Raw genomic sequence first — 22,355 nt, forward strand, 5'->3', positions numbered from 1 at the left:
CCCGAGACAGCGTATTGCCTGTCTCCGGCCCCCGCTTCTTGTGCACGGCCCCGGCGCGTGGCTGGGCTTGAGCTGCTCGATTCCTGGTGTTCATCCGGCTGACGTAGCGTGGCGAGTATGGCTCCGACACCTTTGCTCGGTTCGCGGACGCTTGATCGGCAGACGGCGCGGACGCTGCCGCCCGGGCCGAAGCTGCCTACGCTCGCCCAGACCGTGCTGTTCGCGAGCCACCGCCGGACGTTCTTCCCGCGGATGCTGGAGCAGTACGGCGACGTGTTCACGATCCGGCTGGTGCCCTCGAGCCGCGTCTGCGTCGTCCTGAGCCGGCCCGAGCACATCAAAGAGGTGTTCGGCGGCTCGCCCGCGGTGATGCACGCCGGCGAAGGCAACACGGTGCTGGAGCCGATCATGGGCTCGCACTCACTGCTGCTGCTCGACGACGAGGACCACGTCCGGATGCGCAAGCAGCTGATGCCCGCGTTCTCCGGCGCGGCGCTGCGCGGGTACGCCGGGATGGTGCACGAGCTGGCCAAGGCCGAGGTCGCGAAGTGGCCGACCGGTACGCCGTTCAAGGTGCACCACCGGATGCGGAACCTGACCCTCGAGATCATCCTGCAGGTGATCTTCGGCGTCACCGACGTGGACCGGCTGAACACCCTTCGCCCGTTGCTGGACAAGATCGTCTCGGTGTCGCCGGTGATCATGCTCGGCGGCTTCTATCCGCCGCTGCTCAAGGTGCGCCCGTGGAAGACGTTCCTGGACACCCAGCAGCAGATCGACGAGATCCTGTACGACGAGATCGCCCGCCGCCGCGAGACGTTCGCCGGGCGCAACGACGTACTCTCGCGGCTGCTTGCCGCAGGCAACTGGTCGGACGTGGAGCTGCGGGACCAGCTGGTCACGTTGCTGCTGGCCGGGCACGAGACGACGGCGACCGCGATGGCCTGGGCGTTCCACGAGCTGGCGCGGCGGCCGGAGGACCTGGCGTTCGGCCAGCGGGCGGCCGATGCCGGCGCGGACGACGAACTGGAAGCGATCGTCAAGGAGGCGCTGCGGCTGCACCCGGTCGTCTACCAGGTCGGCCGCCGGCTCACCGAGACCGCCGACATCGCGGGCTACCGGCTTCCCCGCGGTACGACGATCATGGCCGCGATCGGGCTGGTCCACCGGGACGGGGAACACTTCCCGAACCCGGAGGACTTCCGCCCGCAGCGCTTCCTCTCCGACGACCCGCCCGCACCGGGCACGTGGATCCCGTTCGGCGGCGGCGCGCGGAGGTGTATCGGCGCCGGCTTCTCGCTGATGGAAGGCACCGAGATCCTCCGCGCCGCCCTCACCGCCTTCGACTTCCAGGCCCCCGACCCCAGACCCGAACCGGCCCAGCCGAAGAACGTCACCCTGGTCCCTCGCCGCGGCGCCGAGGTCACGGTCACCCGCCGCTGACCGACTCACAGCTGACCGACTCACGCCTCCCCCGCCACGGTGCACCGGAGGGGCGGCCGGACTCATGCGGCCGATCGGTCCGCGAGGGAACGGCGACGCAGCGCCGGGTCCAGAACGGCCGGCGGCTGATACGCCTGATCCAGTGTGCCGACGTCCGTGCCAGGAGGGACGATCTCGTCGATCCGGTCCAGCACGTCGTCCGGCAACCGCACCTCGGCACCGGCCAGCAGGTCGTCCAGGTGCGCCATCGTGCGCGGCCCGAGGATCGCACTGGTGACGGCCGGGTGGGCGATCGCGAACGCCATCGCAAGGTGCGTGAGCGGCATCCCGGCGTCGGCGGCCAGCTTCACCAGTTCCTCGACGACGTCGACGCGGCGCTCGTCGGTCACGTGCTTCACGAACTCGGCGCGCCGCAGGTCGACCGGCTGTCCCTTGCGCACCCGGCCGGTGAGCAGCCCCTGGCCGAGCGGACCCCAGACCAGCACCCCCATACCGAACCGCTGCGTGACCGGCAGCACTTCCCGCTCGATTCCGCGGTTCAGCAGTGAGTACGCCGGTTGCTCGGTCCGGAACCGCGCCAGGCCACGGCGTTCCGAAACCCAGTGCGCCTCGACCAGGTCGGACGCCGGCATCACCGAAGTGCCGACGGCGCGCACCTTCCCGCTGCTGATCAGGTCAGTCAGCGCGGACAGCGTCTCCTCGATATCGGTCGTCGGATCCGGCCGCTGGATCTGGTACAGGTCGAGGTAATCGGTCTGCAGCCGGCGTAACGAGTCCTCCACCGCGGTCATGATCCAGCGCCGGGAGGCGCCCTGCTGGTTCGGATCCGAGCCCATCGGACGGCTGACCTTGGTCGCCAGCACGACGTGCTCACGGCGGCCCTTCAGCGCCCGGCCGACGATCTCCTCTGAGTCCTGGTACGAGTCGGCGGTGTCGACGAAGTTGATGCCGGCGTCGAGCGCCTTGTGAACGATCCGGACCGAGTCCGAAGGATCGGGATTGCCGATCGACGTGGCGAACATCAGTGTGCCCAGTGCGTACGGGCTGACCTTGATCCCGGTCCGGCCCAGTGTGCGGTACTGCATCGAACGCCCTCCCCTATCCTGGAGTAAAGTGGAAACACTTTCCGATTAGAACTATACGGAAAGCCTTTCCGGTTACGCAAGTGGAGGTTGTGGATGCCCGAGGAGCCCACGCGGCGGCGGCGCGCCGACGCGGCGCGGAACGTCGACATGCTGATCGACGCGGCCCGGGTCGTGTTCGAGCGGACCAGCGTGGACGCGCCGGCGAAGGAGATCACCGATCTGGCCGGCGTCGGTGTCGGCACCCTGTACCGGCACTTCCCGAAGCGCGCCGACCTGGTCAAGGCGGTCGTCGAGTCCGGGATCGACAAGATCGCGGAGCTCGGTCCGGCGCTCAGCGCGGCGCACCCGCCGGAGGAGGCGCTACGACGCTGGATCGACGCCTACACGGAGTTTCTCGGCACCAAGCGCGGGCTCGCGCCGGCGCTGCACTCCGGCGATCCGGCCTTCGACGGCCTGGCCGCCTACTTCCTGATCAGGGTCGGCCCGGCGCTGGCCGAGCTGCTCGACGCGGCCGCGGCCGCCGGGGCGATTCGTTCGGACGTCCCGGCCGACGATCTGCTGCAGGCCATCGCCCATCTGTGTACGCCAGGCCCGGACCCGTCGTTCGGCCCGCGGATGGTGCACCTGCTGATGGACGGCCTCAGATACGACCGGCGGGGGTGAGCTCCAAGAGCCCACCCCCGCCGGTGACACCAGTTCAGTCCTCGAGGTCCCCGACGTCACCGAGGTCGACGTCGCGGTAGTTCTGCCGGTCGGACTCGTCGTCGTCCGACAGCTCGAAGTCGTCCTCGTCGACGACGTGGACGGCAGCCTCCTCGGCGCCGGCGGCCGCACCGTCGATGCCGACGTCGGAGGCGTACAGCTCGCTGTCGTTGTCCTCGCGGGTGCCCTCGTCGGACGCGACCAGCCGGCCGGAGCGGGTGTTGCCGACCTCGGGTCCACCAACGTCCTCACCGTCCTCGGCGTACGGGTCGACGTCCGGGACCTCCTGCGAGATCCGCTGGTCCAGGGTCTCGCCCTGCAGCGCCTCGTCGGCGGTCGTCCCGAAGCCTTCGCCCGCGGACCACTTCTCCGGCGGCGAGTACCCCTCGTCCAGCAGGTCGTCCACGCCGCGGTCGTTGAGGGTGTCCCCCGGTTGCAGCTGATCCTCGTCGTCCACCGAGTAGCTGCCGTAGTCCTCACGATTGTCGTCACTCATGTGCAAACCTTGGCGCGTTGCAGGCAGCGGAATCAAGCTCAACGGAGAATGGGGCCCGTGGATCCGGTCAGGTTGACGTTGGACCAGTTGCGGGAACTGCGGGACGACATCGCCCCGCAGGCCGCGCGGCGTTCACGTGCCTCGATCCGGCGCCGGGTGGAACGCTGGCGCAGCCGGGCCTTCTTCATCGCCCAGTGCGCGCTGGCCGCGGGCGTGGCGTGGGCCTTCGCCCGGTACGTCGTCGGCCACAAGCAGCCGTTCTTCGCGCCGGTCGCCGCGATGGTCTGTCTCGGGTTCAGCTTCGGCCAGCGGCTCCGCCGGGTCGCCGAGGTGATGGTCGGCGTCGCGGTCGGTGTCGGCGTCGGCGACCTGTTCGTGAAGGCGTTCGGGACCGGCGTCGCGCAACTGGTCTTCGTGATCGCGCTCGCGATGAGCGTCGCCGTACTGCTCGGTGCCGGCAACCTGATGACCACCCAGGCCGGCGTCCAGGCGGCGATCGTCACGACCCTGCTCCCGAACCCGAACGCCGGCTTCAGCCGCTGGCAGGACGCCGCGCTCGGCGGTCTGGTCGCACTGGCGGCGGCGACGATCGCCCCGGCCGCGGCGATCCGGCGTCCGCGGCAGCAGGCCGCCGGGGTGCTCAGCGAGCTGGCCGAGATCCTCAACGAGACCGCGGACGGCCTGCGATCCCGGGACGAGGAGGCGGTCACCGACGCGCTCCGCCGGGCCCGCGCCAGCGAGTCGCGGCTCGACGACCTGCGCAGCGCCGCGGAGGAGGGCGTCGCGGTGGTACGGCTGTCCCCGTTCCGGCGGCGGCACCGCGGGCGGGTCCAGGAGATCGCGGACCTCGTCGTACCGCTCGACCGGGCGATCCGGAACACCCGGGTGCTGGTCCGCCGCTGCGCGGTGTCGGTGTGGCGGGACGAGGGCATGCCCGCCGAGTACCCGATGCTGCTCGAACGGCTCGCGGACGGCACCCGGCTGATCGGCGAGTCCCTGTTCGAACCGGCCGCCGACGTCGCGGCGCACCGGGTGCTCGGCGAACTCGGCCGCCGTACGGCGGATCTCCCGCTGCCGACCGGGCTGTCCGCGGTCGTCGTCCTCGGCCAGCTCCGCTCCACGATCATCGACCTGCTCGAACTCACCGGCACGTCGTACGACGACGCCCGCAAACTCGTACCGCTCCGGCTGGACGGGCTCGACGAGAAGTAGTGACTCAGGTCACAACTCGTTTCGCCGTCATACCTCGTCACGCTCCGCGTCTCACCGGCATGACGATCCACCGACTGATGAGCACGATGGCCACCGAGCAGGTACGTGATCTCGAGGACCTGCTGGCCGTCGACAGCAACCAGACCACCGACGACCGGACCGACGCCGCCGCCGAGCAGTAAGGCGCCAGCCGGACGAACGGAACCGGGTGGCGCACCCGGACGGTCTTGCCCACCGAGCCAGACCGCACGGAAGTCGCACACCAAACGCAGAGGCGCCCTGGTGCGAGGCGCCCCCGGATCCGTTACCGGTGCACCGCCACAGAGGTGCACCGCAACCACCCGCCGACCGTCCTGACGCCGCTTGCGCGAGGCTCAGGCCGGTCGGCGGGTGGTTTTATGCAACGGTGATTTCGGTCGTCACCGAGTTCGCGATGAAGCATTCCCGGTGCGCCAGGTGGTGCAGGCGGTCGAGTGTCTCGGCGTCCGGCTCGGCGCCGCCCCAGACGATCTTCGGATGCAGCGTCACCTGGGTGATCGCGAGCCGCCCGGCCTCGTTCTTGGCCATCACGCCCACCGCGTGGTCGTCGTACGAGTCGACCACCAGCCGTTTCCGGGCCGCGATCGCCAGGAACGTCAGCATGTGGCAGGACGACAGCGCCGCCACGAACGCCTCCTCCGGATCGACCGGGCCCGGACTCCCGAGGTACGCCGGGTTCGCCGACGCCGGCACCGTGACACCGCCGTCGAAGCGCCACTCGTGGTCGCGGTTGTAGCTGTCGTAGGTGAACTCGTGCTCACCACGGCTCCAGCTGACGTCGACCACATGCTCCGACATTGGGCTCACCCTTCCGAGACGGCCGCCTTCGCGGATGCGGTGACGGGATTGCATCGTACGGGAGTGTGTCCCGGCAGCTTGGCGACGTAGTCGCTGTCGTAGCGGGCCGCCATACCTGCCACCGGGAAGTCCGTCGTCACCCACTGCGCACCGCTCGCGAGCGCGATCCCGAGCCGGCTGTAGTCCTTGTCCCGGATCGTCGCCATCGGCTCGTCGGAACGGGTGCGGACCAGGTAGCCCTTCCGGACCAGGCGCTGGATCTCCGCCTGGTTCGCGCCGCGCGGGTCGTTCACCTCGGTGACCGCGGCGTCGGGCGCGCCTTCCGGTCCGCGGGTGAACACCGCCCGCCCTTCGAGGCTCGGCCGACCCGCGGTGTAGGTGTCGCGGATCTCGCCCGGACCGCCGTTGTCGAAGTAGAACATCACCTGGCCACGGACACTGTTCAGCTTCGGCCAGCCTCCGGTCAGCACGGACTGCTCGAGCGTCAGGCCGGGCTTGCGTACGTCGTCCGGCGTGAGCAACTGCTGCTCGCTGAACACCGAGCGGATCTCGGTGTCGACACTGTCCAGGTTGGCTGCGTCCCACGGCGGCGCCTTCACGCCACCGGCCGCGACGACGGCGGGGTCGGACTGCTTCAGCTCGAGGTTGATCGCGATCGGCACGTGGTTCGGGTGTGCGTCGGACCAGGTCTTCACCTGCTGCAGGCAGAGCACGAACGTGTCGCAGTTCGTGTTGTAGTCGAAGTCCGGGACGTGCATGACCTTGATCCCGGGTTTCGCCATCGCGGGATCGGTGAGCGGGCCCTGCCCGGTCAGTTTCCGGATCAGCGGGTACGTGTACAGCCCGCCCTGCGGGTCCGGGTACAGGTCGAGCTCCAGCGCCCGGACGTTCTGGTCCTCGAGCTGCTGGCCGATCGGTGCGTGTGAGTACCAGAGGTCCACCGAGCCGGCGTTCTGTTGCTGCTGCACCTTCTGCTCGGCCGGGCTGAGCTCACGGTGGTACGAGTTGTGCGACCCGACCACCTGGACCTGGTTCAGCCGCAGGTCGTCGCCCTGCGAGCCGTGCCGGGAGTACGCCGTACCGGCCACTCCGGTCGCGGCGAGTGCGGCGGACGCGAGGCCCGCAACGACAGTTTTGTTGACGCGCATAAGAACTTCCCCTCCTCATGACCAACTGTCGGCAATCTGTCACAAAGAGGTGGCAACGCGGTCCCCGGTTCGGTGGACAATGAGTAAATGGTGACATCGGGCGCGTATCCGCTCCGCCGTACGCCCACCCAGGACCGGGCCAGCCGCCAGGTCGAACGGATCCTGGACGCGGCCTGCGCCGAGGTGGTCGAGCGCGGGTACGACGCGGCCTCGACGAGCGGGGTCGCGAAGCGGGCCGAGATCGCGGTCGGCAGCGTGTACCGGTACTTCCCGGACAAGCGCAGCCTGATCCAGGCGATCGAGCGCCGGAACCAGGCGCGCTACACCGACGCGGTCCGGGAGCGGCTGGCCGAGGTGGCCAGCTGGCGCGGGGCTGTGGACGTGACGCTGGAAACGTTCCGGGAGATGCACCGCACGGACCCGGGTTTCAAGGCGGTCGCGCTGAGCGGGCTCGGCGATCCGGAGCTGGAGGCGAAGCCGGGTGAGTTCGACGACCAGCACGCCGGCGAGTTCGCGGAGCTGCTGGCCGCGCGGTTCGGCGCCCGCGACTCCCGGGACTTCCGCCTGGCGGTGACGCTCAGCATCACGATGGGCGAGGCACTGGCCCACCTGGCGGACCGGCTGTACGGGGACGAGGCGGAGTACGTCCTGGACCGGGGCCGGCCGGTGCTCTACGACCTGCTCGCCCCGCATCTGCCTGCTTGAGCCCTGAGGGCCCAAGCAGGTGGTCCGTCAGGCCGCCGGAGCCGCGGAGTACGGCCCCATCGTCGGCCAGTGGCTGACCCGGCCCGCTAGCCGGGCGCGGCGCGGGTTGCGGACGTCGTACGCGACGATCACCCGGTCGCCCTTGGCGTAGGTGATCCGGCTCCCGACCGGGAACTTCCGGGCGACCTCGTACGGTCCCTCACCCCGGCGGGTGTAGTACTCGACGATGACCTCGGTGTAGACCGCCGGGGCACCGTTCGCCAGCTGGCCGCGGACCGGGCCACGCACCCGGATCACTCGTCCCGCGGTCTTCTCCTCCGTGCCGGTGGGGAGTTCGTCCCGGCGCAGGCCGGCCAGAACCTCGGTCACGATGAAAGCCGCGACCACCAGCACCAGGCCGAACCCACCTAGTACAACGATCGTCAACATGGCACTCACCCCCGACGCGCCGCCCGCGAGCGACGCGGTCGTTTGTCGAAACTGCCTTGCACGGCCCTTGCCGTACACCGATGGGACGCCACCGGACTCCACTTGGTTCCGTGTAATTTCACGAAACCTTTACAGGATCACTTTTTCTTCTACAGGACCATAGTAGAGTCCGGTGGAGCGGTGTTTCTAGAGGTAGAGTTGACCTGTAGTTGTCAGTTTTCGCCCATTCCGAACCGGTACTGCGGCGGAACTGGCCGCTGTGTGCCAAGCGCCTCCTCGGCGGCCAGCCAGTAGTCGGTGAGCGGGTTCGCGCCCTCCCGGACGGTGGCCAACTGGATCCCGGCGGCCAGCAATTCATGGGCTTTCGCCGGATTCCCGGTCTCCAACGCGTGCCGTACGCGCAGCAACTGCACCCGCGGGTCGTCGGGCGCCGCGGCAAGCATCCGCTCCGCCCGGGGTACGTCGGTGTCGAGTGCGGCCGCGACCGCCTCCACCACCAGCGGTACCAACCGGGGCTGAAGCGCGACGGCGCGCTCGTAGTAGTCCAACTCGCCCGTAACTACACCGAGGTTGCGTAGAGCCCAGGCGTTGTCGCCGGACTGCTGCCACGCCTCGACGGCACCGTCCACATCACCGTCGTAGTGCCGCGCCACACCCCGGTGGTACCAGACGAGCCAGTTGTCCTCAGCCGCCTCCAACAACTCCCGCCACGCGACCAGGGTCCCGTCCGGTACGTCGCCCTCCGCGGGCAGTTGTCCGTCGAGCAGAGGCAGCCACGCCAGCTCCCGCTCCGTCAGGGTGTCCTCGCTGAACGGCGTACCGGCAGACACATCCCAGCCGGTGCGCTTCAACTCCAACGCGCCCCACCCGGACCCCATCGCCAGCCGCTCCACCGGAGCAGCATCGACAACCTGCAACCACTCCCGCTCCCGCTCAGCCAAATTCCCCAGCAGCGGAGAGAGCATCGCCGCGCCCGCGACCCGCGCCGTCGTCCAGTCCTGGGAGTGCGCGTCACCAGCGTCCATCGACAGGCATCCGTACGCCTCCAGCCAGCTCCACGAGGTGCTGGCGGGCAGCCTGAGGTGCTCCATCTGCGTCCGCGCCAGCCCCGCCTGAATCTCGGCGTACCCGTCACCGGCCATCCCCGGAGCCAGCCACTCCTGCCACCGCTTCCCACCGTCCCCCTGCCCCCACACGAACAGCTTCCGCCCGCGCAGCCGTTCGGTGGAGGCCTGCACCAACCCGACGCCCTGACCGTCGACAGACGCGATCCACGCCGGCTCGTCCGGCAGTGGCTCGAAGAAGTAGTCGATCGCCCGCGGATGCCGCATCGGGTACGTCAGGTCCGTCGTCACGTCGACCAGGTCCAGCCGGCTGCCGTACCCGAACTGCCACGCCTGGTCCGCCGGCACCAGCACCCGCCGGTCGGGCGACTGCGGCACGGCGATGTTCGACCACCAGTACGCCGGGACGTCGGCGTCGGACGGGTTCTGCAGCCGCACTCCGACGTACAGGAACTCCGAGTCGTCGGGCAGCCAGAAGTCCAGCTGGGTGACGAGGTTCCGGGTGCGTTCGAGTTCCCACAGACGCAGGACCGGCGTACCGTCCGGGCCTTCGACACGAGCGGCGTGCATCGGCGCGCAGGTCCCCGTCCAGTGGCCAGTGCTGCCGACGTTCCACTCGACCCCGCCGGCGAACCAGGCATTGCGCAGCGCGAGGTTCGCGGGCTGGAACACCGGGTTGCGGTAGAGCAGCTCGGTCCCGTGATGCACGAGCGAGTACAGCCGGCCGCCGAGCGTCGGCAGCACGGTCGCGCGGACGTGGTCGTTCTCCAGGACGAGCGCGGGCAGCGACGTCTCGACGAGAGTGCGGTCGTACCCGTCCTGGTTCAGGCACGGCAGCGGGCTGTGCAGGCCGCCGTACTCGATGTTGGCCCGCAGGTCGGCCGGGAGCTCGGCGATGTTCTCCACGTGATGCACCTCGCGCTGGGTGCGAAGCGGCGCGAGCGGGTTCTCCGGACCGAGCGAAGCTGCGGGAAGTACGACGTTTTGCGCAGAAAGGATCGTCACAGCCCCATCTTCGCAAGTGCGCTATACATGGTCGGCATGGACGCTGATGTGATCGTGGTCGGGGCGGGGCTGGCGGGGCTGGCCGCGACCGCCGAACTGGCGGACGCCGGGCGCAAGGTGTTGCTGCTCGACCAGGAGCCGGAGGCGTCGCTCGGCGGGCAGGCGTTCTGGTCGTTCGGCGGGCTGCTGTTCGTGGACTCGCCCGAGCAGCGCCGAATGGGCATCAAGGACTCCCGGGACCTCGCGCTGCAGGACTGGCTCGGCTCGGCCGGGTTCGACCGGCTGGACGACGAGGACAAGTGGGCCCGGCAGTGGGCCGAGGCGTACGTCGACTGGGCGGCCGGCGAGAAGCGTCCGTGGCTGCACGCTCAGGGCGTCCGGTTCTTCCCGGTGGTCGGCTGGGCCGAGCGCGGCGGATACCACGCGGACGGCCACGGGAACTCCGTACCGCGCTTCCACATCACCTGGGGCACCGGGCCGGGGCTGGTCGCGCCGTTCGAGCGCCGGGTCCGGGAGGCCGTCGCGAAGGGGCTGGTCGAGTTCCGCTTCCGGCACCGCGTCGACGAGCTGACCGTGACCGGTGGCGTGGTCGACGGGGTCGCGGGCAAGCTGCTCGAACCGAGCGACGTCGCGCGCGGGGTGTCCAGCTCGCGGGTCGAGGTCGAGGACTTCCAGCTGACCGCGCAGGCCGTGATCGTCACCTCCGGCGGGATCGGCGGCAACCACGACCTGGTCCGCCAGCAGTGGCCGCAGCGGATGGGCGAACCGCCGCGCCGGATGATCAGCGGCGTACCGGCGCACGTCGACGGCCGGATGCTGGCGATCACCGAGCGGGCCGGCGGGCGGTACGTGAACCGCGACCGGATGTGGCACTACACCGAGGGTATCCAGAACTGGGACCCGATCTGGCCGCAGCACGGGATCCGGATCCTGCCCGGTCCGTCTTCACTCTGGTTCGATGCCACCGGCAAGCGACTGCCAGTTCCGTTGTTCCCCGGGTTCGACACGCTGGGGACGCTCGAGCACATCATGCGGACCGGATACGACTACACATGGTTCGTGCTGACCCAGAAGATCATCGAGAAGGAGTTCGCGCTCTCCGGGCAGGAGCAGAACCCGGATCTGACCGGCAAGGACATCAAGGGCGTGCTCGGCCGTGCCCGGGGCGGCGCGACGCCGCCGGTGCAGGCGTTCATGGACAAGGGCGCGGATTTCGTTGTCCGCGGCAACCTTCTGGACCTGGTCCGGGGGATGAACGACCTGACCGGCGAGAACCTGATCGACCTGGACGACCTCGAGCGGCAGATCCTCGCGCGGGACCGGGAGCTGACGAACACGTTCACCAAGGACCTGCAGGTGACCGCGCTCCGCGGCGCCCGGAACTACCGCGGCGACAAGCTGATCCGGGTCGCGCCGCCGCACCGGATCCTCGACCCCAAGGCGGGCCCGCTGATCGCCGTACGGCTGAACATCCTCACCCGCAAGTCGCTGGGCGGCCTGCAGACCGACCTCGACTCCCGGGTACTGCGCGCCGACGGCACCCCGCTCCCCGGCGTGTACGCCGCAGGCGAGGTGGCCGGCTTCGGCGGCGGCGGCATCCACGGCTACCGCTCCCTCGAAGGCACCTTCGTCGGCGGCTGCCTCTTCACCGGCAGAACCGCAGGCCGAGCCGCCGCAACCGCCACACGCTGACGGCGACTCCTCCATCCGACGGGCCGGCTCCTCACCGCAAAGGGGCGGGCCGACGTTGAGGATCGGGGCGTCCGGCCGCGGCGAGCTCCGGGAAGCGTGCGTGCCATTTCGGGAAGCAGTAGCGCGGCAGCACAAGATACGGCCACACCTGCAGCAGCAGGTCGCGGTTCAGGTACCGCGTCAAGTCCTCGACGCGACGCGCCTCACTGATCACGTGCGCGTAGAAAGAGATGGCGCTGCCGAGAACATCCAGGTCGTAGCGGTTGGCGGGTGTCGGCCGGAGTTCCGGGGGAAGTGACACGACACCACTTGCCGGACCCTTCAGGTCGTCCAGTGAGTCCGGCACCACGTATGGGATCGTGGCGCCGGACTGGAAGCCTCGTTTCGTGATGCGGTCGTTGTCGGACATGCGACCAGTATCGCCGGTCAGAACACCATCGTGAGCAGGTCGGCGAAGAGTTCTTGTTCGTCGATTTCCAGGCCGCGGTTGGTGAACCAGGTCGCCATGTTGTGGCAGTCCCGCAGCAGGAAGTCCATGCCCTTGGGGTTGCCGACGATGTCGACGACCTGTGGGAGGTCGATCATCACGATCCGGTCGGCCTGGGCGAGGACGTTGTACGGCGAGAGGTCGCCGTGCGCGAGGCCGGCCCGGGCCAGCTCGCGCATGCCGTTGCGGAGCTGCTCGAAGTACACCTCGAGCAGGTCCCTCGGCGGCCGGACCTGGGCGAGCCGTGGCGCGGCACCACCCTGGCCGTCGTCGATGAACTCCATCAACAGCTCGGTGCCGTCCACCTGCACGGGGTACGGCACGGGGACGCCGGCCTTCCACAGCCGGTTGAGGGCCTCCCACTCGGCGTACGCCCAGCCGCCGGCCGCGACACTGCGCCCGTGGGCGGTCTTCTTCGCCATCGCGCGGCTGTCGCGGCTGTTGCGGGTCCGCCGGCCCTCGACGTACGACGTACTGCGATGGAAAGACCGGTGTTCCTCGGTGCGGTACCGCTTCGCGGCCAGCAGCGAGGACTTCGCCGGGTTGTCGCCGATGGCTTCGACGGCCCGCTCGAGCAGGAAGACGTCGGCTTCCTTGCCGGTTTTGAGGACGCCGAGCTCGGTATCGATCGCGGCCTGTTCCGTCACAACCCACGAGGGGCGTGGTTCCGGGCCGCGAGAGCCGCGCTCGACGTCCAGCCAGGTGGACCACCGCTGGTCCGGTCCCAGGTTCTCGTCGATCGACTGGAACTGGAAGGTGAAGGTGTTATCGGTGAGTTCGTACTCGGGAAAAGACAACGGGAGTGCTCCTGAACCGTGAAGTGAGGTGGGTGCGGACATGCCGCAGCACAGTGATGGCCATCCGTCAGCCCTCCTTAGGTCCAGGCAGCGCTTGTCGCCGCTCGGCCAACCCAGGATGCCCGCCCGTCCCGGGCCCCGCAACGTATTTACCGGAACTGGGATCGCGCGGTCGGACTCAGGCGGAGCTCCTGCATCGGCTTCGTCGATCGGCAGACCAGTTCGGGCAGCACCTGCTCCTGCCAGGTCCGGGACGCGGTCAGTTGCCGCCGATGTTCGTCGTACGCCGCGGTCCCGGAGAAACGCGCGAACCAGGCGAGTACCACCTCGTCCCGCAACGGCAGCTGCGGAAAGTTGTTCTCGGCAACCAATGACTCGAAGACCGCGACCGGCTCGGCCCCGGTCGCGGTCAGCACCGGCACGACCCGGTCCTCGAAGTACTCGACGAACCCGTCGTCCGCCGCGCCGCGGTGATGCACCGCGCCGGCGATCACCGACGCCGTACTGCCGGATCGCGGCGCGTCGAGCACCGGGTACGGCGGTCCGAGCCGGACCGGCTTCAGCAGCAACGCGTTGTCCGAGTCGATCATCGTCGCGTTCGCCGCCGCCGAGTGCGCGCGCCAGACCGGCCCGTAGTAGAACGCGTTCAGCGCGTCCGCCCGCGCGGGCAGGTCGCGGAAGCCGCGGATCCAGACGAACCGGTCCGGGTTGTCCAGATCGCGGAACTGGCCGGCGACGTGCATCCCGGTCGCTTCCTGCCCGTCGACGAAGTACGTGTCGAAGAGCTCGATCAAGGTGTCCCGCTGCCCAGGACGCAGCGTGTACTGGCGTAGGTCCACAACGGCGCAGCACTCGTTCATGGTGAAGACCCAACCACCGAAACCTGACAGTTACTGTCAGGCGACAGTCGTTTGAAACACCCGTAACAGCCCAGTACTTGAAAGCGCTCCGCGAGTTTGATCTGGTGGAGGCAGTGGTCGAGCCCCCTGCCACCCTGCACGACGACACGACGAGGTACCTCCCGTGACGATCGCAGCAATCGAAGAGTCCAAGCAGAGCATCGCCGACGCCACCCACGAGCTGTTGCTCGAGGCGGACCGCGTTCCCGATCCCCGCCACCAGGCCTGTCTCGATCAGGTGGTGCTGCTGAACGCGCCGGTGGCCCGTTCGATCGCCTCCCGCTACCGCAGCAAGGGCGTCGACGCCGACGACCTCGAACAGGTCGCGTACCTCGGCCTGGTGAAGGCCGCCAACGGATACCGGCTGGACGCGGCGACGGCGTTCCTGTCGTACGCCGTACCGACGATCCGCGGTGAGCTGAAGCGGTACTTCCGCGACTGTGCGTGGACGATCCGCCCGCCGCGGCGGGTCCAGGAGATGCAGGGCAGTATCGCGGCCGCGGAGCCGGAGCTGATCCAGCGGCTCGGTCATGTGCCGAGTGACGAGGAGACCGCGCAGGCGCTCGGCACCGATCCGGCCGAGGTCGCCGAGGCGGCGTCGGTGCGCGGCTGTTTCAGCACGCTGTCGCTGGACGCGCCCGGGACGACAGAGGGCGGGACCAGTCTGCTGGAGACGGTGGCGGACGCCGAGCCCGGCTACGAACTGGTCGAGGACGTGCACCGGCTCACGCCGGCGGTGGCGAACCTCGGCGACCGGGACAAGCGGATCCTGCAGTTGCGGTTCTGCAACGGGTTCACCCAGGAAGAGATCGGGCACGAGCTCGGCGTCAGCCAGATGCAGGTCTCCCGGCTGCTCCGCGGGATATTGGAGACGCTCCGGTCCGAGCTGGCGGAGGCCGTACCGAAGAACGGGTAGTGGTCGGGTGGCGCGCGAGGCGGGTACTACCCGTTCTTCGGTGCGGTAGCGTCGCGGGTGTGGACTTCGAGGAGGCGGCGGATGCGGTCTACGCGGCGCCGACGGCCGACTTCATTGCTACTCGCAACGAGCTGGCCAAGCAGCTGAAGGCGGACGGCGACCCGCTCGGGTCGACGCGGCTGAAGGCGCTGCGCAAGCCGACGGTCGCGGCCTGGATCGCGAATCTGGTCGCCCGGGAGTTGCCCGACCAGCTGGACGACCTGCTGGCGCTCGGGGACGAGTTCCGGGAGGCGACGGCGGACCTGGACGGCGAGCGGCTGCGGGAGCTGACGCCGCGGCGGCACCAGTTGCTGGATCAGCTGGCGAAGGAAGCTGCCCGGCTGGCCGGGGAGGCGGGGCAGAAGGTCAGTGCTGACGTCGGGCAGAAGCTTCGGGAGACGCTGGATGCCGCACTGGTGGATCCGGCGGCCGGAGACGCTGTGCGTGAGGGGCGGTTGAGCAGTGCGCTGCGCCATGTCGGGTTCGGGGTCGTTGATGAGAACGGAGAGCCTTCGAACGTCACGCCGCTGACCGACGAGCGCCGTCAGGCCGCGCGGGACCGGCGGGCGGCGCGGCAGGCTGAAGAGCAAGACGTCACGGCCGAAAAGCAGCAGAAGGAGCGCCAGCGGCAGGAGCAGGAGGAGCGCGAGGCGGCCGCGAAGGCGGAGGCCAAGCGCGCGTTCGAGGAGGCGGTGGCCGCGGCGCAGGAAGCCGAGGCGCAGGTCGAGGACCTCGACAAGCAGCTGGACGACGCCCGGGACGCTCTCTCGGAGGCGCAGGCGCTCGTCCACAGACTCGGCGCCGAACTCGACGAAGCCCGTCGCGAAGCCCGAGAGGCCCAGAAACACAGCCGCGAAGCCCGCAAGCACTACAACCGGCTGTAGGGCGGGGTTACTCGCCGGGGATGGGGAGCAGGTAGCGGCTGGGGTTGGCGGGGGCGCCGGCGTCGAGCCAACGGTGGAAGCCGGTCGGGTTGCGGCGTTCGAACTCGTCGAGACAGATCCGGCGGACCTCGGCGACTGCCTGGCGGTCGCGCGGACCGGCGCCGTGAGCCAGTTGGGTCGCGGTCTCGGACCAGACCCCGCACAGCTCGGCGATCGACAGCGGGCACTGCAGGGACGCGATCAGCTTCTCGTCCTCAGCAAGCTGCGCGTCGGTCAGCCGCTCCAGGTTCCGCCGCCGGCGAGTCTTCCGCGGCGACAGCCGGCCCACCGACCGATCCGGTACGACGAGATCGATCAGCACGAACAACACCGCGAGGATCAGCCCCGCCGTCACACCGAGTGCTCCCCAGGCGAGCAGCCGCACCAGCCCCGGCAGGCACAGCACGGCGCCCGCCGCCGTCGCCGCGACAACCGCCGCCGAACCGTACGGCGCCTCCTCCGTCACGTGCCGCACCACCGCGGCCAACGGCCAGACCAGCAGGAACACGACGACCAGCAGGATCGACGCGGCCAGCGGTCCGAGCAGCAGGACACCAGCCATCGCGCCGGCGGTCCCGGCCCCCAGACCGGCCGCGACACCCACCCGCCGTACTGCCCGCGAAAGGTGCATCACCACAGCTCACTCACCGTCACCACACCCCACAGAGTCCCCCTCGCCGGGTGAACGAACAACCCGTCGCCCCGGTTCCCCGCGTGATCTGTTCAACTCGTGGTCGCTGCTGTCATCGGCGGCCGCTTCCCGGATCATGGTTGGAATGAGGACCTTCGCCGAACGCGTCCGCGGCCTCGCACCGGCCCCGTGGGAGCACGACGCAGAGCTGCTTCGAGGCCTGTACGACGCTCAGCTCGGCAGCCGGCACGCGGACCTGGCAGCCCGCTGGATGCAGTCCCAGGGCACCGGCTTCTACACGATCGGCTCGGCCGGCCACGAGGGGAACGCAGCCGTCGCCGCCGCCCTGCAGCCGACCGACCCGGCGCTGCTGCACTACCGCTCCGGCGCGTTCTACCTGACCCGCGCGGCACAGTGCGGATCCAAGGAGGGCCTGCGGGACATCCTGCTCGGTGTCGCCGCGGCGACCAGCGAGCCGATCGCGGGCGGCCGGCACAAGGTGTTCGGCCGGCACGAGCTGTCGGTGATCCCGCAGACGTCGACGATCGCGTCGCACCTGCCGCGGGCGATGGGCGTCGCGTTCTCGCTGAACCGGTCGCACAAGCTCGGCGTACCGTCGCCGTGGCCGGACGACGCGATCGTGGTGACCAGCTTCGGCGACGCGTCCGCGAACCACTCGACCGCGACCGGCGCGATCAACGCGGCGCTGCACGCGTCGTACCAGGGCTTGCCGATGCCGTTGCTGCTGGTCTGCGAGGACAACGGGATCGGCATCAGCGTGCGCACCCCGGACGGCTGGATCCGGCAGGCGTACGGCTCCCGCCCGGGCCTGCGGTACTTCGACGCGGACGGCACTGACCTGGACGCCGCACTCTCGATGGCGACGGAGGCGGCGACGTTCGTACGGCGGAACCGGCGCCCGGCGTTCCTCCGGCTGCGCACCGTCCGCCTGCTCGGCCACGCGGGCTCCGACGTGGAAACGGCGTACCGCTCCGCCGCGGAACTGGCCGCGGACGAGGACCTGGACCCCCTGCTCGGTACGGCGCGCTACCTGCTCGGCTCGGGCTACACCGCGGACGAGATCGTCGAGCTGTACGAGGACAAGCAGGCCGAGGCGCTCCGGATCGCGGCCGAGGTCGCCGGGCTCCCCCAGCTCACCTCCGCCGAGGCCGTCGCCGCCCCGCTCCGCTTCCCGTCCGCGGCCGCCGTCGCCGAGGCGCTTCCCCGGCCCACCACGACCGCCGAGCGCCTGACGCTGAGCCAGTCGATCAACCGCGCCCTGAGCGACGTACTGAAGTCCTACCCGGAGGCGATGGTCTTCGGCGAGGACGTCGGCCGCAAGGGCGGGGTGTACGGCGTGACCCGCGGGCTGCAGAAGGCGTACGGGCCGCCCCGCGTCTTCGACACGCTCCTCGACGAGCAGTCGATCCTCGGTCTCGCGCTGGGCGCGGGCGTGTCCGGGCTGCTGCCGATCCCGGAGATCCAGTACCTCGCATACCTGCACAACGCCGAGGACCAGCTCCGCGGCGAGGCGGCGTCGCTGAAGTTCTTCTCGCAGGAGCAGTACGCGAACCCGATGCTGCTCCGGATCGCCGGGTACGGGTACCAGAAGGGCTTCGGCGGCCACTTCCACAACGACGACGCGATCGGCGTACTGCGGGACATCCCGGGCATCGTGATCGCGTCGCCGTCCCGCCCGGACGACGCGGCCGGGATGCTGCACGCGTGCGCGGCCGCGGCGCGGGCGACCGGCGCGGTGAGCGTGTTCCTGGAGCCGATCGCGCTCTACCACCGGCGCGACCTGTACGCCGACGGCGACGAGCAGTGGCTGGCGCCGTACCCGGGTGAGCCGGTGCCGATCGGGCGCGGACGGACGTACGGCGACGGCACCGGGCTGACCATCGTGACGTTCGGGAACGGCGTACCGATGAGCCTCCGGGTGGCCGCGCGGGTGCCGGGGATCCGCGTCCTCGACCTGCGCTGGCTGGCACCGCTGCCGGTCGAGGACCTGCTGCGCGAGGCGAACCGCACCGGGAAGGTGCTGGTCGCCGACGAGACCCGCCGGTCGGGCGGGGTGTCCGAGGGCGTCCTGGCCACCCTGATCGACCACGGGTACGCCGGACGGCTGGCGCGGGTGACGAGCTACGACTCGTACGTCCCGCTGGGCGCGGCCGCCCACGAAGTACTGCTCAGCGAGCAGGCCATCGAGGCGGCCGCGCGGGATCTGCTCAGCTGAACAGGCGCTGCCAGAGGGACTTCTTCCGCGGCTTCGGCGGTGCCGGGCGCGGGGCGGCTTGCTCGCGGGCGGGGCGTTCCATCCGCCACTGGGCGATCACCGCGTCCTCGTTCACCGGTCCGGTCGGCACCACCGGGCCGGTGGTGTCGCGGATCGCGAGCCGGATCCGGTTGTTCAGCTCCGCCAGGTACTCGCGGACCTCGGACTCGCGGCGCATGCCGCGGACCTTCTCGTGGATCTGCTGCTTCTCCTTGCGGAGCTGCATCGCCGACGGCAGCAGCGCGTCGGTCTCGATGTTCTCCCGGCGGATGAAGTCCTTCACCCACCAGTCCGGGTCGTGCCCGTCGGCCAGCCGCAGCGGTTTCCCGGCCTGCGCCAGGTCGTCGAACTCGCCCGCGTTCTGGGCCCGTTTGATCTGGGCCTCGACCCAGTCCTGGGTCTTCATGCCCGGTGGCTTGCGCTCGGTCATGGGTCCGCACCTCACCTTGGAGTTGCCTGTGAATCTCAGCATACCAAGTTTGTGAATGCAATCACAAGGCATACTCGGAGATGTGCAGCTGACCGACGAAGAGATCGCGGCGATGACGCCGGCGGAGCGGCGGGCGTTGATCCTGCGGCTCGTGCCGCGACCGGGCGGGCTGCCGTCCCGGCGGACGATCGAGCGGATCCGCAGGTGGCGGACCGTGCTGATCATGGTCTGCGTCGCGGTACTGGTCCCGTGGACCGTGTACCTGGCGCTCACCCTGCCCGACCACTACGTCGCCCGGAACTGGGGCGCGACCTGGGTCGGGTTCGACATCCTGCTGCTCACGATGCTGCTGCTGACCGCGATCGGCGGCTGGAAGCGCAAGCAGTTCGTGTTCCCGACCGCGTTCGCCTCGGGTGTGCTGCTGATCTGCGACGCCTGGGTGGACGTGATGACCAGCCAGCGCGGCGACGACCTGACGCAGGCATTGCTCAGCGCACTCCTGGTCGAGCTCCCGCTGGCCTTCGTGCTGATCGCCGGCCCGCTCCGCATGCTCCGCTTCATCGCCGTCCGGCACGGCATGATCCAGCCCGACACGCACCTGTGGCGGATGCCGATCCCGATCGCCGACCTGTACTCCGATCACAAGATCCCGCCGGGCCCGTGACGGTACTACTCACCCGGTCGGACATCCTGCGGGTACTCGACGTACCCGCGGTGCTGGACGCCCTGCGGCACGGATTCCGGCACGCGAGCCCGATCGAGCCGCTGCGGATCCGGACCGATCTGCCCGGTCCCGGTACGGCGACCGCGCTGCTGCCGGGGCTGATCCCGGGGATCCCGGCGTACACCGTGAAGGTCAACGCGAAGTTCCCCGGCGCGACGCCCGCGCTGCGCGGCGTCGTCTGCCTGCACGATCTGGCGGACGGCACGCTGCTGGCGCTGATGGACAGCTCCACCCTCACCGCCTATCGCACCGGGCTGGCCGCCGCACTCGCCACCGATGTGCTGAGTTCCGGGACAGTCGTCGGAGTCGTGGGCGCCGGGGCGCAGTCAGCGGTGACTGTTGCCGGCCTCACCGAGGTCACCCGGCTCGTGGTCCATGACCTGCACGCCGATCGGGCGTCCGATTTCCTTGCCAGGCAAGGGATTCCGGGTGCGGTGGCGAGTAGTCCACAAGAGGTGGCTGCCGTTGCGGATGTGGTCATCCTCGCCACCTGGTCGCGGGAGCCGTTGCTCACCGCAGCCGATCTCAAACCGGGGCTGCATCTGACGACGTTGGGCGCTGACGAGCCGGGGAAGGTGGAGCTGTCGGCCGATCTGCTGTCCGCGGCCCGCGTGATCGTCGACGACCGCGCGCTCGTCGCGAAGATGGGGGCCTTGGGCAACGTTGGACTGGCTGCCGACGCCGCCCACGCGACGCTGACCGAGGTGCTGACGGGAGCGGCCGACGGGCGGCGAGCGGACGAGGTCACGGTCTACGCGCCCGTCGGCCTTCCCTGGCAGGATCTCGCAATCGCCTGGCCTGTCTACCAGGCGGCACAGCACGACGGGCAGGCGATCGACTTCCTCAGTTGACGACGGCGCCCGCGGTGAGGTTGAGGGCGGTGCCGGTGAACGACGCGGCGTGGTCGGAGGCGGCGAAGGTGGCCGCGGCCGCGACGTCGGCGAGGGTGGCCGCGCGGTTCAGCATGGTCGCGGCAGCGGTGTGCTCGGCCACTTCACGACGGAAGTCCTCGGGGTACGTGTCGGGATTCGACTCCGGAATGCCGTTCGTCTGCAGGGTAACGGCGCGGATGCCGTACTGGCCCAACTCGCGCGCGAGGCTGCGGCGGAGCGCCTCCACCGCGCCGAACCCGACCTGGAATCCGCCGAGGTTCGCGGCCGGGTCGCCGTACCCGCCGAAGGTCAGGATCACGCCGGAGCGCTGCTCGATCATCCTCCGGGCGGCCGCCCGCGACGTCAGGTAGAAGGTGCGCAGCATGTTCCGCACCGGCTCCTCGACATCGGCGAGGGACATGTCGATCAGCGGCGTACCGAAGTACTGCTTGTGGCCGATCAGGTTGAACGAGATGTCGATCCGGTCGAGGACGGCGGCGTGCCGGTCGACGGCCTGCTCGTCGAGCGCGTCGACGACCGCGACCTCGGCGGTGCCGCCCGCGGCGCGGATCTCACCGGCCAGGCGGTCGAGGGGTTCGACGGTACGGCCGACCACGTGGACGGTGGCGCCCTCCCGGGCGAACGCCCGCGCGACGGCTCCGCCGATCGGTCCGGCCGCGCCGTACACGATGGCGTGTTTTCCGTTGAGCATCATGGGTTTTCCTCCAGTTCGGCAACGAGGTCCGCGAGCTGCTGCATGGACGCGCGGATGCCGCGCTCCATCCCGCCGGCGACGTACACGTCCCGGTCCTCGACCGCGAAGAACACGGTCCGTTGGGTGAGGGTGGTGACCCCGTCGGCCTCGTCGAAGGTGATCAAGTTCAGGTAGACGGTGCCGGGCGCCTGGTCGAACTCGTACGTCTGCACGATTCGCTCCGGCGTCGGCTCACCGTGGTACAGCCCGTGGAACACGTAGCCCTTGCCCGCGGCGTCGTAGTGCGTCCAGCGCCAGCGGCCGCCGTGTCGCGGGTCCAACTGGTTGACGACGAGTTCCAGCCCGGCCGGGCCCAGCCAGCGCTTCACCAGGTCGGGCTCGGTGTATGCGCGGAACAGCAACGCCCGCGGGGCGTTGAACTCCCGGAGGACGACGATCTGCGGCGAGCCGGGCTCCGCGATGACTTTCACAGGTCCTCCAGCAGGTCGTCGAGCCGGTCGAAGCTCTCCGTCCAGTAGGCGCGGTAGTCCATCAGCCAGCCGACCGCACTCCGGAGCGGCTCGGCCTCGAGGTGGCTGAGGCGGGCAGTCGCTCGTTGCGAGCGGCTGATCAGCCCGGCCTGCTCGAGCACCTTCAGGTGCTTGGACACAGCCGGCTGCGACATGCTGAACGGCGCCGCCAGCTCGGCGACCGTGGCGTCACCACCCTTCAGCCGGGTCAGGATCGCCCGCCTGGTCGGATCGGCGAGCGCCGCGAAGACACCGGTCAATCCATCTTCATAACCTACTGGTTTTGAAACCATGCGGTTAAGGATGCCCATCGACCGATC

Annotated in this window: 25 protein-coding genes; 11 read left to right on the forward strand and 14 right to left on the reverse strand. The window is 69.8% G+C overall.

What is annotated here, in order from left to right; all coding sequences use genetic code 11:
• Positions 1–117: 117 nt before the first annotated feature.
• Positions 118–1,443 carry a cytochrome P450 gene (locus AB0M51_RS26980; RefSeq protein ID WP_363751006.1) on the forward strand — a complete coding sequence of 442 codons (1,326 nt, stop codon included), beginning with the start codon at positions 118–120 and terminating at the stop codon, positions 1,441–1,443.
• A gap of 62 nt (positions 1,444–1,505) precedes the next feature.
• On the opposite strand, the gene AB0M51_RS26985 is transcribed toward AB0M51_RS26980, so the two are convergent.
• The gene (locus tag AB0M51_RS26985) at positions 1,506–2,528 is read right to left on the reverse strand and encodes an aldo/keto reductase (RefSeq protein WP_344200409.1); all 1,023 of its coding nucleotides are present in this window, start codon (positions 2,526–2,528) and stop codon (positions 1,506–1,508) included.
• 93 nt (positions 2,529–2,621) lie between these two features.
• Here AB0M51_RS26985 and AB0M51_RS26990 point away from each other — a divergent pair, with 93 nt between their 5' ends.
• The gene (locus tag AB0M51_RS26990) at positions 2,622–3,191 is read left to right on the forward strand and encodes a TetR/AcrR family transcriptional regulator (protein WP_344200412.1); all 570 of its coding nucleotides are present in this window, start codon (positions 2,622–2,624) and stop codon (positions 3,189–3,191) included.
• A gap of 34 nt (positions 3,192–3,225) precedes the next feature.
• On the opposite strand, the gene AB0M51_RS26995 is transcribed toward AB0M51_RS26990, so the two are convergent.
• Positions 3,226–3,726 carry a DUF5709 domain-containing protein gene (locus tag AB0M51_RS26995; protein ID WP_363751009.1) on the reverse strand — a complete coding sequence of 167 codons (501 nt, stop codon included), beginning with the start codon at positions 3,724–3,726 and terminating at the stop codon, positions 3,226–3,228.
• A 48-nt stretch (positions 3,727–3,774) separates the two neighbouring features.
• Here AB0M51_RS26995 and AB0M51_RS27000 point away from each other — a divergent pair, with 48 nt between their 5' ends.
• Both AB0M51_RS27000 and AB0M51_RS27005 read left to right on the forward strand, forming a co-directional pair.
• Positions 3,775–4,938, forward strand: a complete 1,164-nt coding sequence (locus tag AB0M51_RS27000; RefSeq protein ID WP_363751011.1) for an FUSC family protein — start codon at positions 3,775–3,777, stop codon at positions 4,936–4,938.
• Positions 4,939–4,997: 59 nt separating this feature from the next.
• Positions 4,998–5,120: a hypothetical protein gene (locus AB0M51_RS27005; RefSeq protein ID WP_344200418.1), complete on the forward strand. Its 123-nt coding sequence runs from the start codon at positions 4,998–5,000 to the stop codon at positions 5,118–5,120.
• A gap of 214 nt (positions 5,121–5,334) precedes the next feature.
• Here the strand turns inward: AB0M51_RS27005 and AB0M51_RS27010 are convergent, their stop codons facing one another.
• Positions 5,335–5,775, reverse strand: a complete 441-nt coding sequence (locus tag AB0M51_RS27010; protein WP_363751013.1) for an OsmC family protein — start codon at positions 5,773–5,775, stop codon at positions 5,335–5,337.
• Between the two features lie 5 nt (positions 5,776–5,780).
• Positions 5,781–6,923, reverse strand: a complete 1,143-nt coding sequence (locus AB0M51_RS27015; protein WP_344200422.1) for a phosphatidylinositol-specific phospholipase C1-like protein — start codon at positions 6,921–6,923, stop codon at positions 5,781–5,783.
• 87 nt (positions 6,924–7,010) lie between these two features.
• On the opposite strand from AB0M51_RS27015, the gene AB0M51_RS27020 reads away from it, so the two are divergent.
• Positions 7,011–7,628: a TetR/AcrR family transcriptional regulator gene (locus AB0M51_RS27020; protein ID WP_363751016.1), complete on the forward strand. Its 618-nt coding sequence runs from the start codon at positions 7,011–7,013 to the stop codon at positions 7,626–7,628.
• A 27-nt stretch (positions 7,629–7,655) separates the two neighbouring features.
• Here the strand turns inward: AB0M51_RS27020 and AB0M51_RS27025 are convergent, their stop codons facing one another.
• The gene (locus tag AB0M51_RS27025) at positions 7,656–8,057 is read right to left on the reverse strand and encodes a DUF3592 domain-containing protein (protein ID WP_344200428.1); all 402 of its coding nucleotides are present in this window, start codon (positions 8,055–8,057) and stop codon (positions 7,656–7,658) included.
• A 212-nt stretch (positions 8,058–8,269) separates the two neighbouring features.
• A complete protein-coding gene (locus AB0M51_RS27030; RefSeq protein WP_363751019.1) occupies positions 8,270–10,126 on the reverse strand; it encodes a DUF5107 domain-containing protein in 1,857 nt (618 codons plus the stop codon).
• Positions 10,127–10,162: 36 nt separating this feature from the next.
• On the opposite strand from AB0M51_RS27030, the gene AB0M51_RS27035 reads away from it, so the two are divergent.
• A complete protein-coding gene (locus AB0M51_RS27035) occupies positions 10,163–11,818 on the forward strand; it encodes an FAD-binding dehydrogenase (protein ID WP_363751021.1) in 1,656 nt (551 codons plus the stop codon).
• A 31-nt stretch (positions 11,819–11,849) separates the two neighbouring features.
• Here AB0M51_RS27035 and AB0M51_RS27040 read toward each other — a convergent pair whose 3' ends face one another.
• The 3 genes from AB0M51_RS27040 to AB0M51_RS27050 form a co-directional block, all read right to left on the reverse strand.
• Complete coding sequence (locus tag AB0M51_RS27040) at positions 11,850–12,227, reverse strand: hypothetical protein (protein WP_363751023.1); 378 nt, start codon at positions 12,225–12,227, stop codon at positions 11,850–11,852.
• 17 nt (positions 12,228–12,244) lie between these two features.
• A complete protein-coding gene (locus AB0M51_RS27045) occupies positions 12,245–13,102 on the reverse strand; it encodes an RIO1 family regulatory kinase/ATPase (RefSeq protein WP_344200440.1) in 858 nt (285 codons plus the stop codon).
• 149 nt (positions 13,103–13,251) lie between these two features.
• Entirely contained in the window at positions 13,252–13,962 is a 711-nt protein-coding gene (locus tag AB0M51_RS27050; RefSeq protein ID WP_344200443.1) for an NIPSNAP family protein, read from the reverse strand.
• Between the two features lie 163 nt (positions 13,963–14,125).
• On the opposite strand from AB0M51_RS27050, the gene AB0M51_RS27055 reads away from it, so the two are divergent.
• A complete protein-coding gene (locus AB0M51_RS27055) occupies positions 14,126–14,917 on the forward strand; it encodes a sigma-70 family RNA polymerase sigma factor (RefSeq protein ID WP_344200445.1) in 792 nt (263 codons plus the stop codon).
• 59 nt (positions 14,918–14,976) lie between these two features.
• A complete protein-coding gene (locus AB0M51_RS27060) occupies positions 14,977–15,840 on the forward strand; it encodes a hypothetical protein (protein ID WP_344200448.1) in 864 nt (287 codons plus the stop codon).
• Between the two features lie 7 nt (positions 15,841–15,847).
• Here the strand turns inward: AB0M51_RS27060 and AB0M51_RS27065 are convergent, their stop codons facing one another.
• Positions 15,848–16,510, reverse strand: coding sequence for a hypothetical protein (locus AB0M51_RS27065; protein WP_344200451.1), 663 nt, complete (start codon positions 16,508–16,510; stop codon positions 15,848–15,850).
• A 145-nt stretch (positions 16,511–16,655) separates the two neighbouring features.
• Between AB0M51_RS27065 and AB0M51_RS27070 the strand changes: the two genes are divergently transcribed.
• The gene (locus tag AB0M51_RS27070; protein WP_344200452.1) at positions 16,656–18,746 is read left to right on the forward strand and encodes a thiamine pyrophosphate-dependent enzyme; all 2,091 of its coding nucleotides are present in this window, start codon (positions 16,656–16,658) and stop codon (positions 18,744–18,746) included.
• Here the strand turns inward: AB0M51_RS27070 and AB0M51_RS27075 are convergent.
• Positions 18,739–19,215, reverse strand: a complete 477-nt coding sequence (locus tag AB0M51_RS27075) for a DUF1992 domain-containing protein (RefSeq protein ID WP_344200454.1) — start codon at positions 19,213–19,215, stop codon at positions 18,739–18,741. The genes AB0M51_RS27070 and AB0M51_RS27075 overlap by 8 nt on opposite strands.
• Positions 19,216–19,297: 82 nt before the next feature.
• On the opposite strand from AB0M51_RS27075, the gene AB0M51_RS27080 reads away from it, so the two are divergent.
• Positions 19,298–19,879 carry a hypothetical protein gene (locus tag AB0M51_RS27080; protein WP_344200457.1) on the forward strand — a complete coding sequence of 194 codons (582 nt, stop codon included), beginning with the start codon at positions 19,298–19,300 and terminating at the stop codon, positions 19,877–19,879.
• Entirely contained in the window at positions 19,876–20,790 is a 915-nt protein-coding gene (locus AB0M51_RS27085) for an ornithine cyclodeaminase family protein (RefSeq protein ID WP_344200461.1), read from the forward strand. Before AB0M51_RS27080 ends, AB0M51_RS27085 begins: the two co-directional genes overlap by 4 nt.
• Here the strand turns inward: AB0M51_RS27085 and AB0M51_RS27090 are convergent.
• From AB0M51_RS27090 to AB0M51_RS27100, 3 genes are read right to left on the reverse strand one after another with little or no spacing between them, the layout of a single operon-like run.
• The gene (locus AB0M51_RS27090) at positions 20,783–21,526 is read right to left on the reverse strand and encodes an SDR family oxidoreductase (RefSeq protein WP_344200463.1); all 744 of its coding nucleotides are present in this window, start codon (positions 21,524–21,526) and stop codon (positions 20,783–20,785) included. The two genes, AB0M51_RS27085 and AB0M51_RS27090, sit on opposite strands and share 8 nt — an antisense overlap.
• Positions 21,523–21,996 carry an SRPBCC family protein gene (locus AB0M51_RS27095; RefSeq protein ID WP_344200465.1) on the reverse strand — a complete coding sequence of 158 codons (474 nt, stop codon included), beginning with the start codon at positions 21,994–21,996 and terminating at the stop codon, positions 21,523–21,525. Before AB0M51_RS27095 ends, AB0M51_RS27090 begins: the two co-directional genes overlap by 4 nt.
• Positions 21,993–22,295: a metalloregulator ArsR/SmtB family transcription factor gene (locus AB0M51_RS27100; protein ID WP_344200468.1), complete on the reverse strand. Its 303-nt coding sequence runs from the start codon at positions 22,293–22,295 to the stop codon at positions 21,993–21,995. The genes AB0M51_RS27095 and AB0M51_RS27100 overlap by 4 nt, the downstream gene beginning before the upstream one ends.
• Between the last annotated feature and the right edge of the window lie 60 nt (positions 22,296–22,355).

This window comes from Kribbella sp. NPDC051137 (assembly GCF_040682535.1).
GTDB lineage: Bacteria > Actinomycetota > Actinomycetes > Propionibacteriales > Kribbellaceae > Kribbella > Kribbella karoonensis.